17 protein-coding genes are annotated in these 15,337 nt (G+C 64.1%); 1 reads left to right on the top strand and 16 read right to left on the bottom strand.

The window, feature by feature from the left end:
- Nucleotides 1–90: 90 nt before the first annotated feature.
- From AC1Q64_RS02720 to cyoA, 7 genes are read right to left on the bottom strand one after another with little or no spacing between them, the layout of a single operon-like run.
- Nucleotides 91–636 (bottom strand): response regulator transcription factor, encoded by a 546-nt coding sequence (locus AC1Q64_RS02720; RefSeq protein WP_492250366.1) that lies wholly within the window; start codon nucleotides 634–636, stop codon nucleotides 91–93.
- 19 nt (nucleotides 637–655) lie between these two features.
- On the bottom strand, nucleotides 656–1,984 hold the full coding sequence (locus AC1Q64_RS02725; RefSeq protein ID WP_492250367.1) for an ATP-binding protein: 1,329 nt from the start codon (nucleotides 1,982–1,984) through the stop codon (nucleotides 656–658).
- Nucleotides 1,962–2,786 (bottom strand): SURF1 family protein, encoded by an 825-nt coding sequence (locus AC1Q64_RS02730; RefSeq protein WP_492250368.1) that lies wholly within the window; start codon nucleotides 2,784–2,786, stop codon nucleotides 1,962–1,964. The genes AC1Q64_RS02725 and AC1Q64_RS02730 overlap by 23 nt, the downstream gene beginning before the upstream one ends.
- Nucleotides 2,786–3,208, bottom strand: coding sequence for a cytochrome o ubiquinol oxidase subunit IV (cyoD, locus tag AC1Q64_RS02735; protein WP_291435970.1), 423 nt, complete (start codon nucleotides 3,206–3,208; stop codon nucleotides 2,786–2,788). Before cyoD ends, AC1Q64_RS02730 begins: the two co-directional genes overlap by 1 nt.
- Nucleotides 3,209–3,844 (bottom strand): cytochrome o ubiquinol oxidase subunit III, encoded by a 636-nt coding sequence (gene cyoC, locus AC1Q64_RS02740; RefSeq protein WP_291435971.1) that lies wholly within the window; start codon nucleotides 3,842–3,844, stop codon nucleotides 3,209–3,211.
- A complete protein-coding gene (cyoB, locus tag AC1Q64_RS02745) occupies nucleotides 3,837–5,840 on the bottom strand; it encodes a cytochrome o ubiquinol oxidase subunit I (protein ID WP_291435973.1) in 2,004 nt (667 codons plus the stop codon). The genes cyoC and cyoB overlap by 8 nt, the downstream gene beginning before the upstream one ends.
- Before the next feature lie 11 nt (nucleotides 5,841–5,851).
- Nucleotides 5,852–6,907, bottom strand: a complete 1,056-nt coding sequence (gene cyoA, locus AC1Q64_RS02750) for a ubiquinol oxidase subunit II (RefSeq protein WP_492250369.1) — start codon at nucleotides 6,905–6,907, stop codon at nucleotides 5,852–5,854.
- A gap of 259 nt (nucleotides 6,908–7,166) precedes the next feature.
- Here cyoA and AC1Q64_RS02755 point away from each other — a divergent pair, with 259 nt between their 5' ends.
- Nucleotides 7,167–8,507 carry an MFS transporter gene (locus AC1Q64_RS02755; protein ID WP_274114426.1) on the top strand — a complete coding sequence of 447 codons (1,341 nt, stop codon included), beginning with the start codon at nucleotides 7,167–7,169 and terminating at the stop codon, nucleotides 8,505–8,507.
- Nucleotides 8,508–8,784: 277 nt separating this feature from the next.
- Here the strand turns inward: AC1Q64_RS02755 and tolA are convergent, their stop codons facing one another.
- From tolA to AC1Q64_RS02800, 9 genes are all read right to left on the bottom strand, one after another.
- Nucleotides 8,785–9,756: a cell envelope integrity protein TolA gene (gene tolA, locus AC1Q64_RS02760; protein WP_492250370.1), complete on the bottom strand. Its 972-nt coding sequence runs from the start codon at nucleotides 9,754–9,756 to the stop codon at nucleotides 8,785–8,787.
- Nucleotides 9,757–9,787: 31 nt separating this feature from the next.
- The gene (locus AC1Q64_RS02765; RefSeq protein WP_291438153.1) at nucleotides 9,788–10,210 is read right to left on the bottom strand and encodes an ExbD/TolR family protein; all 423 of its coding nucleotides are present in this window, start codon (nucleotides 10,208–10,210) and stop codon (nucleotides 9,788–9,790) included.
- Nucleotides 10,211–10,225: 15 nt separating this feature from the next.
- Complete coding sequence (gene tolQ / locus AC1Q64_RS02770) at nucleotides 10,226–10,939, bottom strand: protein TolQ (protein ID WP_291438154.1); 714 nt, start codon at nucleotides 10,937–10,939, stop codon at nucleotides 10,226–10,228.
- The gene (gene ybgC / locus AC1Q64_RS02775; RefSeq protein ID WP_056065182.1) at nucleotides 10,936–11,355 is read right to left on the bottom strand and encodes a tol-pal system-associated acyl-CoA thioesterase; all 420 of its coding nucleotides are present in this window, start codon (nucleotides 11,353–11,355) and stop codon (nucleotides 10,936–10,938) included. The genes tolQ and ybgC overlap by 4 nt, the downstream gene beginning before the upstream one ends.
- Before the next feature lie 20 nt (nucleotides 11,356–11,375).
- Nucleotides 11,376–12,560, bottom strand: a complete 1,185-nt coding sequence (locus tag AC1Q64_RS02780) for a pyridoxal phosphate-dependent aminotransferase (protein WP_492250371.1) — start codon at nucleotides 12,558–12,560, stop codon at nucleotides 11,376–11,378.
- Nucleotides 12,561–12,678: 118 nt separating this feature from the next.
- Nucleotides 12,679–13,218, bottom strand: a complete 540-nt coding sequence (gene nusB, locus AC1Q64_RS02785) for a transcription antitermination factor NusB (RefSeq protein ID WP_492250372.1) — start codon at nucleotides 13,216–13,218, stop codon at nucleotides 12,679–12,681.
- Entirely contained in the window at nucleotides 13,215–13,679 is a 465-nt protein-coding gene (gene ribH / locus AC1Q64_RS02790; protein ID WP_492250373.1) for a 6,7-dimethyl-8-ribityllumazine synthase, read from the bottom strand. Before ribH ends, nusB begins: the two co-directional genes overlap by 4 nt.
- Nucleotides 13,680–13,684: 5 nt before the next feature.
- Nucleotides 13,685–14,806, bottom strand: a complete 1,122-nt coding sequence (gene ribBA / locus AC1Q64_RS02795) for a bifunctional 3,4-dihydroxy-2-butanone-4-phosphate synthase/GTP cyclohydrolase II (RefSeq protein WP_492250374.1) — start codon at nucleotides 14,804–14,806, stop codon at nucleotides 13,685–13,687.
- Between the two features lie 226 nt (nucleotides 14,807–15,032).
- Nucleotides 15,033–15,329: a 2Fe-2S iron-sulfur cluster-binding protein gene (locus AC1Q64_RS02800; protein ID WP_492250375.1), complete on the bottom strand. Its 297-nt coding sequence runs from the start codon at nucleotides 15,327–15,329 to the stop codon at nucleotides 15,033–15,035.
- Nucleotides 15,330–15,337: the final 8 nt, after the last annotated feature.

Consider the following 15,337-nt stretch of genomic DNA (forward strand, 5'->3'; position numbering starts at 1 on the left):
CCCCAGAGGAGCGCATGACGGCCGTGCAGATTGCGCTCCACGAGATGGCTGGGCACCGCACAGGGGAGAGCGGGCCCAAAGCCGTTGGCGCTAACGCACCTGCTTTTTTTCGAGCTTGCGCGTGAGCGTGCGGCGGTGCATGCCCAGGCGCCGCGCGGCCTCTGACAGGTTAAAGCCAGTCTCTGCCAGGACCTCGTTGATGCGTTCCCATTCCAGGGTTTTGATGGAGCTGGAGCGATTGGTCAGCTCCACTTCGGCATTGCCTGCTTTCAGGCCAAAAGCAGCTTCTATGTCGTCGGTGTTGGAGGGCTTGGCAAGATAGTGGCAGGCGCCCAGTTTCACCGCCTCCACGGCTGTGGCAATACTGGCAAAGCCGGTCAGCACCACGATCAGCATCCCATCGTCAGCTGCGTGCAGCGTCTGCACGCAGGCCAGGCCAGAGGCCTCGCCCTTGAGCTTGAGGTCCACCACCGCATAGCCGGGCTGGTGCTGCTTCAGCAAGGCCTCCACATCGGCGAGGCTTGCAGCCTGCAACACGCTGTAGCCGCGCCGCTCAAACGAGCGTGCCAATGTTCGCGCGAAAGCCTCGTCGTCTTCGACGATCAGCAGCTGTCGTTGCGCTTCTTCAATGTCCACGGCGGGTTCTTTCGTTCATTCATACTTTCTCGGGCAGCGCAATGGCGGCCAGGGGCAGCTCTATGGTCACCCGTGCGCCCCCTTCGGGCCGGTTGCGTGCTTCGACGCTGCCACCCAGAGTCCGGGCCACGTTCAGTACCAGATACAGGCCCAGACCACCGCCGGGGCGGTTTTTGGAGGACTGGTACGGGGTGCCCAGCTTGGAGAGCATGTCGGGCGCAAAACCAGGGCCTGCATCGGTCACGGTCATGCACAAGGCGTCTGCATTGCGCGTGACCGCCAGCCGTACCCAGCCTGGCGAGGCGTCGCGTGCATTGTCCAGCACATTGAAAACCATTTGCTTGAGGGTGGTGTCCGACACCATGGGGGTGTCGGCGCCAAAGTCGTTGTCATAGTCAAACTGGGGGATCGTGCGCGTGCTGCGCCATTCCTGCGCCAGTGCATCCACAAACTTGCGCACGGTGGTCTGCATCGACGCCTCGCCCCGCGTTTCACCCGCCGACAGCAGGATGCCGCTCACGATGCTCTTGCACCGTTGCACCTGGGTCTGCATTTCGGCAATGTCTTCCTTGAGTGCTGCGTTGGCGGCCAGTCGCTTGTCGTGCTGCCAGTCGCCAAGGATGACCGCAAGTGTGGACAGCGGAGTGCCCAGCTCGTGCGCGGCGCCGGACGCCAGCAGGCCCATGCGCACGATGTGCTCTTCTTCGACGCGGCGACGCCGCGCTGCCGCAAGGCGGGCGTCGCGCTCGCGCAGGTTGCGGTTGATGCGGGTGATGAACACCATCACCAGCGTGGCGTTGAGCACGAAGCACACCAGCAGCCCGAGCACATACAGACTCGACAAGCCCTGGTGCAGATCCTGGGGCAGGGCCAGCGGCAGGTGGTGGTCTGCCAGCGCAGCAAAGCACAGGACGGTGATGATCACGATGGACCAGATGTAGGCCCCGCGCAGCAGCACCGCGCCCAGCGTGATCTGCAGCAGGTACAGAAAAACAAACGGGTTGCTGGTGCCGCCGCTCAGGTACAGCTGCACGGTGAGCACCGCCACGTCAATCAGCAGCGCCAGGAAGAGCTCCACGTTGCGCACCGCGCGGCCCGTGCCCAGGCGCAGCAGGCTCACCACGTTGAAGACCGCCAGGCAGCCGACCACGAGCAGCATCTCCTGAAGCGGGAGCTTCAAGCCTAGGCTGTAGTGCGCCATCTCGATGGTGAACACCTGGCCCACCACCGCAATCCAGCGCAGCTCGATCAGTTGCTGCAGGTTCTTGATGCCGGCTGCCGCGTCGGCTGAACGCGCATTGCGCTGCGCAGGGGGCGTGACGGGGTCAGGGCGTTGGAGGGTGTTCATCGGTGGTTGGTGGGCGGCTCTGGGCGCTCAAGCTGCGCTCGTAGCGTGCCACATACCAGCCCGCCGCCACAACCATGAGCGCAAGACCATACCAGGTCAGGGCGTACACCAGATGGCTGTTGTGGAATCGGATGACCGTCATGCCCGCGCGGGGCCAGCTGGGAGCTGCTGAAGCAGCCGCCGTTGCACCCGGAACTCCAGCACCCGGAAGTCCAGCGTCTACAAAAAACGGAGCCGCCCGGGGCAGACCCAGCGCGCTGCTGATGGCCGCCACATCGCGCGAGTACCAGCGCTGCTGCGCTGGGTCGTTTGTACGCAGAAAGCCGCCGTCTGGTTCGGTCATGCGCAACAGCCCCTGTACGGTGACAGGGCCACCAGCAGGGGTCGACGCTTCCAGCCATTGGGTGCGCTGCTCTTGGGGCACAAAACCCCGGTTCACCAGCACCTGGGTACCGTCATCCCGTTGCAGGGCCGTGATCACCCAGAAGCCTGCGCCCAGCTCAGTGACAGCCTGCGTCAGCACCGTCTTGCCGGGCAACCAGCGGCCCTGGAGGGCCACGGGCTGGTACTCATGGCGTGCTGCATCGATGCTGGACCAATGCTCCACAGGGGGCGGCGCGACCGGTGCTGCATGCACCCGTTGGTCCACCCTTTCGATGAGATCCAGCTTCCAGATACGGCGCTGGACCTGCCAGGTGCCCAGAGAAACAAAGCCCAGGAACAAGGCAATGCCCAGCACCAGCAGGACCGCGCGGCGCAACCCCCGGCGCGGCGGGGCCATGGTGGCGTGGGCTGCCGGCATCAAGGTGTGGAGTGCCCTGGCGCCTCGTGTGTGGGAGGCGTGGGGGTGGGGTGCTCCGGCATCATGTTGGCATTCATGTGGAACATCACCCACAAGGTACCCGCAATGGCGATGGCTACAAACACCACTGTGAAGATGGTGGACAGCAGGGTCCAGCCCCCTTCGATCTTGCCGTTCATGTGCAGGAAGAACACCATGTGTACCAGGATCTGGATCACGGCGAAGCCGCCCAGCACCAGCACGGCCGTGTTGCGGTCCGCGATCACCTTGGCCATCACCAGCCAGAAGGGAATGGCTGTGAGGATGATGGACAGCACAAACCCCGTCATGTAGCCCGAGAACGTGCTGTGCGGGCCTGCGTCGTGGTGGTGATCGTCATGACCATGCGCATCGTGCGCTTGTGTTGCGTGTTGTGCGCTCATTTACAGCACCCCCATCAGGTACACAAAGGTGAAAACGCCGATCCAGACCACGTCCAGGAAGTGCCAGAACATGGACAGGCACATCAGGCGGCGGTTGTTCTCGGGGATCAGGCCATGCTTGCCAATCTGGACCATCAGCACCACCAGCCAGATCAGGCCGAAGGTGACGTGCAGGCCGTGGGTGCCCACCAGCGTGAAGAATGCCGACAGGAAGGCACTGCGCTGCGGGCCAGCGCCTTCGTGCAGCAGGTGCGAGAACTCATACAGCTCCAGCCCCAGAAAGCACAGGCCAAACACGCCGGTTACCGCCAGCCACAGCAGCGTGCCGCGCACATCGCCCAGCTGCTTGCGCAGCATGGCAAAACCGAAGGTGATGGACGACAGCAGCAGGAAGGCGGTGTTGATGGCCACCAGGGTCAGGTCGAACAACTGCGCACCGGTGGGGCCTGCGGCATAGCTGCGACCCAGCACGCCGTAGGTGGCGAACAGCGCTGCAAAGATGAGACAGTCGCTCATCAGGTACAGCCAGAAACCCAGGGCCGTGCCGTTTTCAGGATGGGGCTCGTGCGCGAGGTGGTACTCGCGCGGGGCCAGGGCGCCTGCTGCGGCGCCAGCGTGGATGCGGATATCAGACATGGCGGGCCAGTTGGAGTGTGCGGGCTTCTTCGGTGGAGATCACCTCGGATGCCGGGATGTAGAAGTCACGCTTGTAGTTGAACGTGTGGATGATGGCGGCCAGAACGACGGCCGCAAACGAGACGCCCGCCAGCAGCCACATGTGCCAGATCAGTGCAAAGCCGAACACCAGCGACAGCCCCGAGATCACCACGCCAGCGCCAGTGTTGGCCGGCATGTGGATGGGCTGGAAGCCCGCCAGAGGACGCTTGTATCCGTGCTTCTTCATGTCCCACCACGCGTCGATCTCGTGCACCACGGGGGTGAAGGCAAAGTTGTAGTTGGGTGGAGGCGACGAGGTAGCCCACTCCAGCGTGCGGCCGTCCCAGGGGTCGCCCGTCCAGTCGCGCAGTTGGTCGCGCTTCAGGAAGCTGACCACCAGCTGGATCAGGAAGCAACCAATGCCTGCGGCAATCATGGCCGCGCCGATGGCAGCGATCACGAACCAGATCTGAAGTGACTGGTCTTCGAAGTGGTTGGCACGGCGGGTGACGCCCATCAGGCCTAGCACATACAGCGGCGTGAACGCCACCCAGAAGCCCACCAGCCACAGCCAGAAGGAGCGCACGCCCCAGGTGCGGTCGAGCTTGTAGCCAAACGCCTTGGGGTACCAGTAGTTGATGCCGGCAAACATGGCAAACACCACGCCGCCGATGATCACGTTGTGGAAGTGGGCGATGAGGAACAGGCTGTTGTGCAGCACGAAGTCGGCCGGGGGCACGGCCAGCAGCACGCCGGTCATGCCGCCGATGGCGAACGTGACCATGAACGCCACGGTCCACATCATGGGCAGCTCAAAGCGGATGCGGCCCTTGTACATGGTGAACAGCCAGTTGAATATCTTCGCGCCCGTGGGGATCGAGATGATCATGGTCGTGATACCGAAGAAGGTGTTCACGCTGGCACCCGAACCCATGGTGAAGAAGTGATGCAGCCACACCAGGTACGACAGGATGGTGATACACACCGTGGCGTACACCATGGAGGTGTAGCCGAACAGACGCTTCTTGCTGAAGGTGGCGACCACTTCGGAGAACACACCGAAGGCAGGCAGCACCAGGATGTACACCTCAGGGTGGCCCCAGATCCAGATCAGGTTCACGTACAGCATGGGGTTGCCACCCAGCTCATTGGTGAAGAAGTTGGTGCCGACATAGCGGTCCAGCGACATCAGCACCAGTGCGGCCGTGAGCACGGGGAACGACGCAACGATCAGCGCGTTGGTGCACAAGGCAGTCCAGGTGAACACGGGCATCTTCATCAGGCTCATGCCCGGTGCGCGCATCTTGATGATGGTCACGATCAGGTTGATACCCGAGAGCGTGGTGCCCACCCCGGCAATCTGCAGTGCCCAGATGTAGTAATCCAGACCCGTACTCGGGCTCTGCGCCCCCAGGTTGGACAGTGCCAGCCAGCCGGAGGTGGAGAACTCGCCCAGGAACAGCGACACCATCACCAGCACGGCGCCCGCCGTGGTCATCCAGAAGCTGAAGTTGTTCAGGAACGGGAAGGACACGTCGCGCGCCCCGATCTGCAGGGGCACGAGGTAGTTCATCAGCCCCGTGACCAGCGGCATCGCCACGAAGAAGATCATGATCACGCCGTGTGCGGTGAAGATCTGGTCGTAGTGGTGCGGCGGCAGGTAACCCATGTTGTCGCCAAAGGCCATGGCCTGCTGCAGGCGCATCATCACAGCGTCGGCAAAGCCACGCAGCAGCATCACCAAGCCCAGGATCATGTACATGATGCCGATGCGTTTGTGGTCAATGCTGCAGATCCAGTCGCGCCACAGAGGGCCCCACAGGCGGAACTTGGTGATGCCGGCCACGACGACCAGGCCGCCAAGCACCACGGCAATAAAAGTGGCCAGCACGATGGGCTCGTGCGCCATCGGCACGGCGTCCCAGCTGAGGCGGCCCAGCGCCCAATGGGCAGGAGATACGGTTTCGGAGGACATAGGAGTGCTCATTAACGGATGCTGGCGCCAGACGTTGGTGCCGGTGCGTTGCGGGTTTCGAGTGCTGCCACAACCTGAGAGGCGTTTTGCACGGTGCAGACGTCCTGGGGCAGGTTCAGCCCTGCAGCGCGCACGTAGGCGTCGCCACCCAGGGCGTCAACGGCCATCATGTGGTGCATGCACATCTTTCCGTCTTCGACGCAGCGGTTCAGCACCTTGTCATACAGGCCTTCTTCCACCGAGGCAAAGCGCTGTACCGGATCGCGTTCGCTGGGCTTGACCAGGTTCAGGTAGGTGCCCTTGTCCAAGGGCTTGCCTTCGGTCTTGGCTTTTTGCACCCACTGCGCAAATTCATCGTTGCTCAGGCCATGGAACTTGAACGTCATGCCCGAGAAGCCTGCGCCGCTGTAGTGCGAAGACATGCCCTTGAACACGCCGGGCCTGTTGATCACCGCGTTCAACTCGGTCTGCATGCCGGGCATGGCGTAGATCATGCCGGCAAGGTCTGGCACATAAAACGCGTTCATGGTGGACGTGGCCGTCAGCTTGAACAGGATGGGGCGGTCCACCGGCGCTGCCACTTCATTCACGGTGGCGATGCCTTGCTCGGGGTAGAAGAACAGCCATTTCCAGTCCATGGCCACCACCTGCACTTCGAGCGGCTTCACGTCGGCGGGGACGGCGCGCTGTGCGTCGATGCGGTCCAGGGGGCGGTAGGGGTCGAGCTTGTGGGTGCCGATCCAGGTGATGGCGCCCAGGGCGATGATGATCAGCAAGGGCACGGTCCAGATCACCAGTTCCAGCGTGGTGGAGTGGTGCCATTCCGGGTCGTACTCGGCCTCGGTGTTGCCCTGGCGGTATTTCCAGGCAAACAGCAGGGTGAGCGCGATCACGGGCACGATGATGATCAGCATCAGCAGCGTGGCGGTGATGACCATCTGGCCCTGCTGGGCAGCGACGTCACCGGCAGGGTTGAGCACGACAGCCTTGCTGCAGCCTGCCAAGCTGCCCAGGGCTGCCAGAGCGAGCAGCCAGGTGGGCCCACGAAGTTGGGGAAGTTTGAGCATGTGTATTGCGCGATCAATGCGTTTCAGGGTAAACGCGGATAACGGGATGTGTGCGAATGTACTAGCGCTAGCTTTTTTGTCGATTGGACATTTTGTCCAAGGTCAAACGCACGGATGGAAATTGCACCAAATTGGTGCAATTGGGGCTTTGAAGGACATTTCCTGCAGCCGGCATAGTGAAACCGCACTTGTGGCCTGCCAGCGTTGCGTGTAGAACGGAGTGGTCTTAGTTAGCTAACAACGTCAAGGAGCCATGTTCATGAGCAGCCCCGCCACTGCCACTTACCCTGCGGCCGGTTTTCAAGAAAGTGCCGCCTCTCTCTCGCGGGCTGATACGCATGAAGACGTCACCCCCAGCGAAATCGCTGTGGGCGTGATCATCGGGCGCTCGTCCGAGTATTTCGACTTCTTCGTTTTCGGGATCGCCTGCGTTCTTGTCTTCCCGTCCTTCCTTTTTCCCTTCCTGTCCCGTCTGGACGGCACACTGATGGCGTTCGCGCTGCTGGCCGTCGCCTTCGTGGTTCGCCCGGTGGGCACCGCCATCTCCATGGCCATCCAGCGGCGCTGGGGGCGGGGCACCAAGCTGACCATTGCGCTGTTCGTGCTGGGCGTCTGCACGGTGGGCATGGCGTTTTTGCCTGGCTACAAGGATGTGGGCACCGCAGCCATCGTGGCCCTGCTGATCCTGCGAGTGGGTCAGGGGCTCGCGCTCGGTGGCTCGTGGGACGGCCTGCCTTCGCTGCTGGCCATGTCGGCTCCCAAGGAGCGCCGTGGCTGGTACGCCATGATTGGCCAGTTGGGCGCGCCACTGGGCTTTGTGCTGGCTGCGGGCCTGTTTGCCTACCTGTACAGCAGCCTCACAGTGCAAGAGTTTCTGGCCTGGGGCTGGCGTTATCCGTTTTTTGTGGCTTTTGCCGTGAACGTGGTGGCCCTGTTTGCGCGCCTGCGCCTGGTGGTGGGGCAGTCGTACTCCGAACTGCTCAAGGACCGCGAGCTGCAGCCCGTACCTGTGAGCCGCGTCATGCGTGACGAAGGCAGCAACGTGCTGCTGGGCGCTTTTGCGGCGCTGGCCAGCTTTGCACTGTTCCACCTGGTCACGGTGTTTCCGCTGTCGTGGATCACGCTGTACTCCGACCAGCCCGTTACCCAGATCCTGGGCGTGCAGATCGTCGGCGCGTTCCTCGCGGCGGGCGCCATCATGGTGTCGGGCTGGCTGTCAGACCACCTGGGTCGCCGCAAGCTGCTGGGCGGCATGGCCGTGCTGATTGGCGTGTTCAGCTTCATGGCGCCCGTACTGCTCAACACTGGCGAAGTGGGCAGCACCATGTTCCTGCTGCTGGGCTTCGTGCTGCTGGGCCTGTCGTATGGCCAGGCATCGGGCACGGTCACGGCCAATTTCTCGCCGCAGTACCGCTACACCGGCGCCGCCCTGTCAGCCGACCTGGCCTGGATCATTGGCGCAGCCTTCGCACCGCTGGTGGCCCTGTATCTGTCGTCGCAGTTTGGCCTGCTGGCGGTGACGGTGTACCTGCTGTCGGGCGTGGCCTGCACGCTGGGCGCGCTGAACCTGAACCGTCGCATGGAGCGTCGCGACCGCTGATTGATGTTTTCGATTTGCTATTGAATGTATAGCTTGCGGCGCATATTCCACTAGCGCTACAGTCGTATAACTCTAAAAAGGGCGCCCGGTTCTGCCGGGCGCTTTGCTTTTGGGAGTTCGCAGGGCACGGCCCAGTCCAGCGTGTCAGGGCAAACTGCCACGAGGCTTCAGGCGCAGGCGGTAAACGCCGCTGCTGCGTGGACTCCCTGAGCGCATCAGCAACGAGGCAAGGGCCCACCGCAGCAGGGCAAGCCCTTGCCGGGGCTCGGAGTCCAGCTCAGTCTTGAGGCCTGAAGCCGATGGTGAGGGAGGGTGGCACGCGACCGTCCACATCGCGCGGCAGCGTCTCGGTCTTGTCCAGGGCCCGCAGCACCGCGTCGTCCCAGGCCTTGTTGCCGCTGGACTGCACCAGGCGCTTGCCCACGATGGTGCCGTCGGGCGACAGCCGCACTTCGACCTCGGCGCGCGGGTTGCCCGAGATCGCGTCCGGGTACACGATGTTGGGTTTGACCTTGGCCGCCACCTTGCCGCCGTAGCTGCCCGAGGGGCCCGCGCTGCGCTGCGCAGTGCCCGTGGCGTTCTCGCCCCCTGTGGCCCCGGCCATGCCCTGGATGCGGCGCAGGTTGGCCTCACGCTGTTCAGCCAGTTGCTTGGCCTCGGTTTCTGCCTTGCGCTTGGCGGCCTCGTCGGCCTTGCGTTTGTCTTCGGCCAGCTTCTTCTGCTTGTCCTGCTCAGCCTTTTTCTGCTCGGCCAGCTGCTTTTCGCGCTGTTCCTTTTCTTTGTCGCGTTCTTTTTGCAGACGCTCTTTTTTCTCCTGCTCCAGGCGGTCGCGGCGTTCTTCTTCCTTGCGCTCACGCTCGCGCTTTTCGCGCAGCTGCTGTTGCTCGCGGGCTTTCTTTTCCTGCTCCAGGCGCTTTTTCTCGCGCTCTATGGCGATGTCCGCCTCGCGTGTGTCGGGCGGCTCGGCAGCACGCACAGGGGGCGCGGGGGGCGGGGGAGGGGTGACTTGCTGTACCGGAGGCGGTGGCGGGGGCGGTGGGGGCTCCACGGCGCGCGGCGCGGCCTGTGTGGGCACGGCGGCCCACAGCTCGGCCTCCACTGCGGGCTGGTCGGCCGTGTTCTTCCAGTTCACACCCCAGGTCAACGCGCCGATCAGCACCGCATGCACCAGCACCGCCAGCGTGATGGCGCGCAGGCGTGCCGGTGGGCGGGGCGGGGCAAACTGGTCGCGGTCGGAGTGGGCGTGCATGGGCGTCTGAGCGGTGCCGGGCGGGTTCGGTTCAACCGCCTTGCTTGACCGACAGGCCTACGCGTTGCACGCCTGCTTTCTGCAGGGCATCCATCGCCTTCACCACGGTTTCGTACTGCACGCCTTTGTCGGCGCTGATGACTACGGCACTCTCGGGCCCTTGGCTCTTTTGCCAGCGGCTGGCGGCGTCGCCGATCTCGCGCTGGTTCAGGCTGCGCGTGGCTTCGGGGGTTTTGAACTGCAGCGTGCCGTCCTTGTTGACGATGACCTGGGCCACCACCTTGGGCATGTTCTTGCTCTTGCCCACGCTGGGCACATCAACAACGCCGGGCGTGAGCATGGGCGCCGTCACCATGAAGATGATGAGCAGCACCAGCATGACGTCGATGAACGGGACCATGTTGATCTCGTTGATGGTGCGGCGGCCTCGGCCGCGAGATGCCATGGCGGGCATGGGGTGCCTCCCGGATCAGTGGCCGGAGGCCGTGTGGCCCGTAGGCGCAGGCTGGGCGCCCAGGTTGCGCTGCAGGATGTTGGAGAACTCTTCGATGAAGGTCTCCTGGTGTGTGGCCACGCGGTCAATGTCGCGCGCAAAGCGGTTGTAGGCGATCACGGCCGGGATGGCCGAGAACAGGCCGATGGCGGTGGCGACCAGCGCCTCGGCAATGCCAGGGGCCACGGTGGCGAGCGTGACCTGTTCCATGCCTGCAAAGCCGGTGAAGGCGTGCATGATGCCCCACACGGTGCCGAACAGACCCACGTACGGCGATACGGAGCCGACCGAGGCCAGGAACGAAAGGCTCGACTCGACCACATCCATCTCACGCTGGAAGCTCGCACGCATGGCGCGGCGCGCGCCGTCCAGCAAGGTGCCCGGGTCGGTGATCCGGCGCTCGCGCAGTTTCTGGTACTCACGCATGCCGCTGGCAAAAATGCGCTCCATGGGTCCCGCCTGCTTGGCGTTTTGCGCGGCGGCGGCGTACAGGTCGTTCAGGCTGGTGCCCGACCAGAACTCGCGCTCGAAGTCTTCGTTCAGAGTCTTCACGCGCTTCAAGGCAAACAGCTTGCGGAAGATGGCGGCCCAGCTAGCCACCGACACGCCCAGCAGCAGCAGCATCACGAGTTGCACCACCCAGCTGGCGTGCAGCACCAGGGAGATGATGGACATGTTTTGGGAATTCATGGTGTGAGTTGTTCCAGGAGGGTGCTCGGAATTCTGGCGGGGCGCAGGGTGGCGGCATCAACCCATCCGATGCGGATGGTGCCTTCGGTCAGCAAGGTGGGGGGCTGGTCGGTCATCTGCTCTGGTTTCAGGAGCGCCTGCTGCACTATTGTCAACGATGCGCGGCCACTGCTCTGTAGGGCGGCGGTAACAATCAGTTCATCGTCCAGCCGTGCGGGGCGGTGGTAGCGCAGCTGCGCGTCGGTTACGACAAACATGCCGCCGGTTTGTTCCCGCAACTGCTGTTGGCCCACACCCAACGAGCGCAGCCATTCGGTGCGCGCGCGCTCAAAGAATTTGAGGTAGTTGGCGTAGAACACGATGCCACCGGCATCGGTGTCCTCCCAGTAAATCCGGATCGGAAATTCAAACGCCATCGTGGGGTCGCTCGCCTTGGTCATCCGAGCAGCTTGCGCAGCCGCTCCACGGACTCCTGCAGTTGCGCCATGGAGTTGGCGGTCGAAAAGCGGATGAAGCGCTCAGGCTCGGCCGTGCCAAAGTCTCGACCCGGCGTGACGGCAATGTGCGCGCGGCGCATCAGCTCAAACGCAAAGTCCCAGCTACCTGTCACACCCAGGCGCTGCGCGGCCTGCGTGCAATCGGCCCAGGCGTAGAACGCACCGTCGGGCATCACGGGCACATTCAGGCCCAGCGACTGCAGCGCGGGGATGAAGAAGTCGCGCCGGGCCTTGAACTCGGCGCGGCGGCGTTCGTATTCGGCAATGCTTTCGGCCTCGAAGCAGGCCAGTGCTGCGTGTTGCGACACGGTGCTGGCGCAGATGAACAGGTTCTGCGCCAGGCGCTCGACCACCGGCACCATCGCGTCGGGCACCACCATCCAGCCCAGGCGCCAGCCGGTCATGTTGAAGTACTTGCTGAAGCTGTTGATGCTGATGATGTTGTCGTCGATGGCCAGTGCGGTGTGGCCAAACTCTTCCTCGTACGACAGGCCCAGGTAGATCTCGTCGATCATCGTGATGCCGTCGTGCGCACGCACCACGTCGTGGATGCGGCGCAGCTCATCGGGCGCAATCGAAGTACCCGTGGGGTTGGAGGGCGAGGCCAGCAGCACGCCGCGCGTTTTTTCATTCCACGCCGCGCGCACCTTGTCGGCGCTCAGCTGGTAGCGCTCTGCCGCCGTGGTGGGCAGCAGCACGGCCTTGCCTTCTGCGGCGCTCACAAAGTGGCGGTTGCAGGGGTAGCTCGGGTCGGGCATCAAAATTTCGTCGCCCGAATCGATGAGCGCCAGGCACGCCAGCTGCAGCGCGGCCGATGCACCGGCGGTGACCACGATGCGGCGCGCAGGCACGTTGACGCCAAAGCGGCTCTGGTACCAGCCGCTGATGCGCTCGCGCAGCGCATCCAGTCCCAGCGCGTTGGTGTACTGCGTGGCGCCGTTGTGCACGGCGCGGGCTGCGGCTTCCTGCACCAGGGGCGGGGCGGTGAAGTCGGGCTCGCCGATGTTCAAGAAGATCATCGGTTCGCGCGTGCCCGCCACCTCGCGGGCCAGGGCCTGCGCGGCCTTGGCGACCTCCATCACATAAAACGGTTCAATGCGCTCGGCGCGCGTGGAAAACTTCATGGAATGGCATCCTGCCCCGACCGGGCCCCTTGTGGACGTGGTGGCGTGAGGGCGTAGAAAGAAAAGAAACCAAGCCGCCCCGGTTCAACGGGCAGGGCGGCAGCGGGGCGGTGACAGGTCAGGCAGCGCCCGCGCCTGCGGCCTTGTCGGCCGCCACTTCCACGGCGCGCAGTTGGGGGGCCAGGCCGTTGAGCACGGCGTTCACGTACTTGTGGCCGTCCGTACCACCAAACTCCTTGGCGAGTTCGATGCATTCGTTGAGCACCACGCGCCAGGGCACATCCAGGCAGTTCTGGAACTCGTACACGCCGATCCACATGCTGGCGTGTTCGATGGGCGAGATCTCGGCCATCTTGCGGTCCAGCAGCGGGGTGATCAGTGCATCCATGCTGGCGGCGTGCTCGATGCAGCCGTGCAGCAGTGCGTCGTAGTGTGCCGAGTCGGCCTTGTGAAAGCCCGCCAAGTCGCGCGTGAACGCGTCGATGGCCGCAGCGTCGTTGCCGCCCACCAGGTGCTGGTACAGCGCCTGCAGCGCGAACTCGCGCGCGCGGCTGCGGTTGGACTTGGAGGCGGCCTTGCGTGTGCCCGTGCTTTTGAGGCCGGTGCGGGTTTGCTTGGGCGGACGTGCCGACGATGGCGTAGGGGTGTTTTCGCTCATGACAGTGCGTCCAGCAGGTTGGCCATTTCCACAGCGACGCGGGCCGCGTCCACACCCTTTTCGGTCTGGCGGGCAATGGCCTGTTCCAGGTTTTCGGTGGTGATGATGGCGTTGGCAATCGGGATCTGGTAGTCCAGCGACAGGCGTGTGACGCCCGCGCCGGATTCGTTGGCCACCAGCTCGAAGTGGTAGGTTTCGCCCCGGATGATGCAGCCCAGCGCGATCAGCGCGTCGTACTCGTCGCTTTCGGCCATGGCCTGCAAGGCCACGGGCACTTCGAGCGCGCCCGGCACCAGCACATGCTTGATGTGTTTTTCTTGGACGCCCAGGGCCAGCAGCTCTGCGCGGCAGGCGGCGGCCAGGGTGTTGGTGATGCTCTCGTTGAAGCGGGCCTGCACGATGCCGATGTGCAGCTTCTTGCCGTCCAGCTTGTCCGCTGTTCCTTTGTCTGCGCCAAACATGTTCTTTATTCCTTGGGGATGAAACCGGTGATTTCGAGGCCGTAGCCGGTCATGCTGGGCATGCGGCGCGGCTGGCCCATCAGGGCCATCTTGTGCACGCCACACTCGCGCAGGATCTGCGCACCCACGCCATAGGTGCGCAGGTCCATGCGGCCGCGCTCGGGCGCCTGGGCGGAGCGGGCGGTGCCTTCAAATTGCGCCAGCAACTGGTCCGCACTTTCGCCGCAGTTCAGCAGCACGGCCACGCCCTGGCCCTGTTTGGCCAGGTACTGCAGGCTGGTGTCCAGCCCCCAGGAGTGCATGGAGCGGTTGACCTCCAGCGCATCGAACACCGACAGCGGCTCGTGCACGCGCACGGGCACCACGTCGTCGGCGCTCCACTGGCCCTTGACCAGCGCCAGGTGCACGGCCTGGCTGGGCTTGTCGCGGAACGCGTGGGCGGTGAACTGGCCATACGCCGTCTGCAGCGTGCGTGTGCCCACCTTTTCAACCAGCGACTCGTTGCGGCTGCGGTATTCGATCAGGTCGGCGATGGTGCCGATCTTGAGGCCATGCTCGGCCGCAAACAGCTGAAGATCGGGCAGGCGGGCCATGGTGCCGTCGTCCTTCATGATCTCGCAGATCACCGATGCGGGGCTGCAGCCAGCCATGGCGGCCAGGTCGCAACCGGCTTCAGTATGGCCTGCGCGCATCAGCACGCCGCCGTCCACTGCCTGCAGCGGGAAGATGTGGCCGGGCTGCACCAGGTCGGTGGGCTTGGCGTTGCGGTCCACCGCCACCTGCACGGTGCGGGCGCGGTCGGCGGCCGAGATGCCGGTGGTCACGCCCTCGGCGGCTTCGATGGAGACGGTGAACGCTGTGCTGTACACCGTGCCATTGCGTGCGGCCATGGGCGGCAGCTTGAGGAACTCGCAGCGCTCGCGGGTGAGCGTCAGGCAGATCAGGCCCCGGCCGAAGCGGGCCATGAAGTTGATGGCCTCGGGCGTCACATGGTCGGCGGCCAGGACGAGGTCGCCTTCGTTTTCGCGGTCTTCTTCATCCACCAGGATGACGATGCGCCCGGCGCGCATCTCGGCCACGATGTCCTCGACGGGCGAGATCGGCACGGGGGTGAGGGGGGTGTTCATGGAAGGTTGGGGCTTTCTGTGGAGCCTCTGGCGGTTGCCAGCTGGCGGCGTGCTGCAGCACAGGTTCCCGTGGCCGAAGGCAACTGCTGTGCCTCCAAGAAACCGCCCCAAAGAACATGCGATGCGGCGCTGCCGCACGTCAAAGGGGCATCGTGCCCCCAAAAACCTTGGATTTTAGTGCACCGGGGCTTGTCGCGTGCCTGAAAGGGGTTGCCCCTGACGCAGATCAGATGGCGCTGCCCTGCAGCACCACGTCCGATGTGGGGTAGGCCACGCAGGGCAGCACGCAGCCTTCTTCCTTTTCCTCGGCCGTGAGGCCCGGCCATTCGATGGCGTAGCGCACCGTGCCTTCGACCAGCTGGCCCAGGCAGGTGCGGCAGGTGCCGTTGCGGCAGGAGCTGGGCCAGTCGATGCCACCTTGCTCCATGGACAGCAGCAGGGGTTGTTCGGGCCACGCATCGCACTGGGTGCCATCGGGCTCGACCTTGGCGATGAAGAAGGGGGCTGCGGTAGATGTGCTCATGGGGCGTG

It is taken from the genome of Acidovorax sp. GW835-FHT14G06, from assembly GCF_058793595.1.

What these genes read in the sequence shown, in the direction of transcription:
- AC1Q64_RS02725 (WP_492250367.1), bottom strand. Translation starts at nt 1,984, where the DNA reads ATGAACACCCTCCAACGCCCTGACCCCGTCACGCCCCCTGCGCAGCGC.
- AC1Q64_RS02730 (WP_492250368.1), bottom strand. Translation starts at nt 2,786, where the DNA reads ATGCCGGCAGCCCACGCCACCATGGCCCCGCCGCGCCGGGGGTTGCGC.
- cyoD (WP_291435970.1), bottom strand. Translation starts at nt 3,208, where the DNA reads ATGAGCGCACAACACGCAACACAAGCGCACGATGCGCATGGTCATGAC.
- cyoC (WP_291435971.1), bottom strand. Translation starts at nt 3,844, where the DNA reads ATGTCTGATATCCGCATCCACGCTGGCGCCGCAGCAGGCGCCCTGGCC.
- cyoB (WP_291435973.1), bottom strand. Translation starts at nt 5,840, where the DNA reads ATGTCCTCCGAAACCGTATCTCCTGCCCATTGGGCGCTGGGCCGCCTC.
- cyoA (WP_492250369.1), bottom strand. Translation starts at nt 6,907, where the DNA reads ATGCTCAAACTTCCCCAACTTCGTGGGCCCACCTGGCTGCTCGCTCTG.
- AC1Q64_RS02755 (WP_274114426.1), top strand. Translation starts at nt 7,167, where the DNA reads ATGAGCAGCCCCGCCACTGCCACTTACCCTGCGGCCGGTTTTCAAGAA.
- tolA (WP_492250370.1), bottom strand. Translation starts at nt 9,756, where the DNA reads ATGCACGCCCACTCCGACCGCGACCAGTTTGCCCCGCCCCGCCCACCG.
- AC1Q64_RS02765 (WP_291438153.1), bottom strand. Translation starts at nt 10,210, where the DNA reads ATGCCCGCCATGGCATCTCGCGGCCGAGGCCGCCGCACCATCAACGAG.
- tolQ (WP_291438154.1), bottom strand. Translation starts at nt 10,939, where the DNA reads ATGAATTCCCAAAACATGTCCATCATCTCCCTGGTGCTGCACGCCAGC.
- ybgC (WP_056065182.1), bottom strand. Translation starts at nt 11,355, where the DNA reads ATGGCGTTTGAATTTCCGATCCGGATTTACTGGGAGGACACCGATGCC.
- AC1Q64_RS02780 (WP_492250371.1), bottom strand. Translation starts at nt 12,560, where the DNA reads ATGAAGTTTTCCACGCGCGCCGAGCGCATTGAACCGTTTTATGTGATG.
- nusB (WP_492250372.1), bottom strand. Translation starts at nt 13,218, where the DNA reads ATGAGCGAAAACACCCCTACGCCATCGTCGGCACGTCCGCCCAAGCAA.
- ribH (WP_492250373.1), bottom strand. Translation starts at nt 13,679, where the DNA reads ATGTTTGGCGCAGACAAAGGAACAGCGGACAAGCTGGACGGCAAGAAG.
- ribBA (WP_492250374.1), bottom strand. Translation starts at nt 14,806, where the DNA reads ATGAACACCCCCCTCACCCCCGTGCCGATCTCGCCCGTCGAGGACATC.
- AC1Q64_RS02800 (WP_492250375.1), bottom strand. Translation starts at nt 15,329, where the DNA reads ATGAGCACATCTACCGCAGCCCCCTTCTTCATCGCCAAGGTCGAGCCC.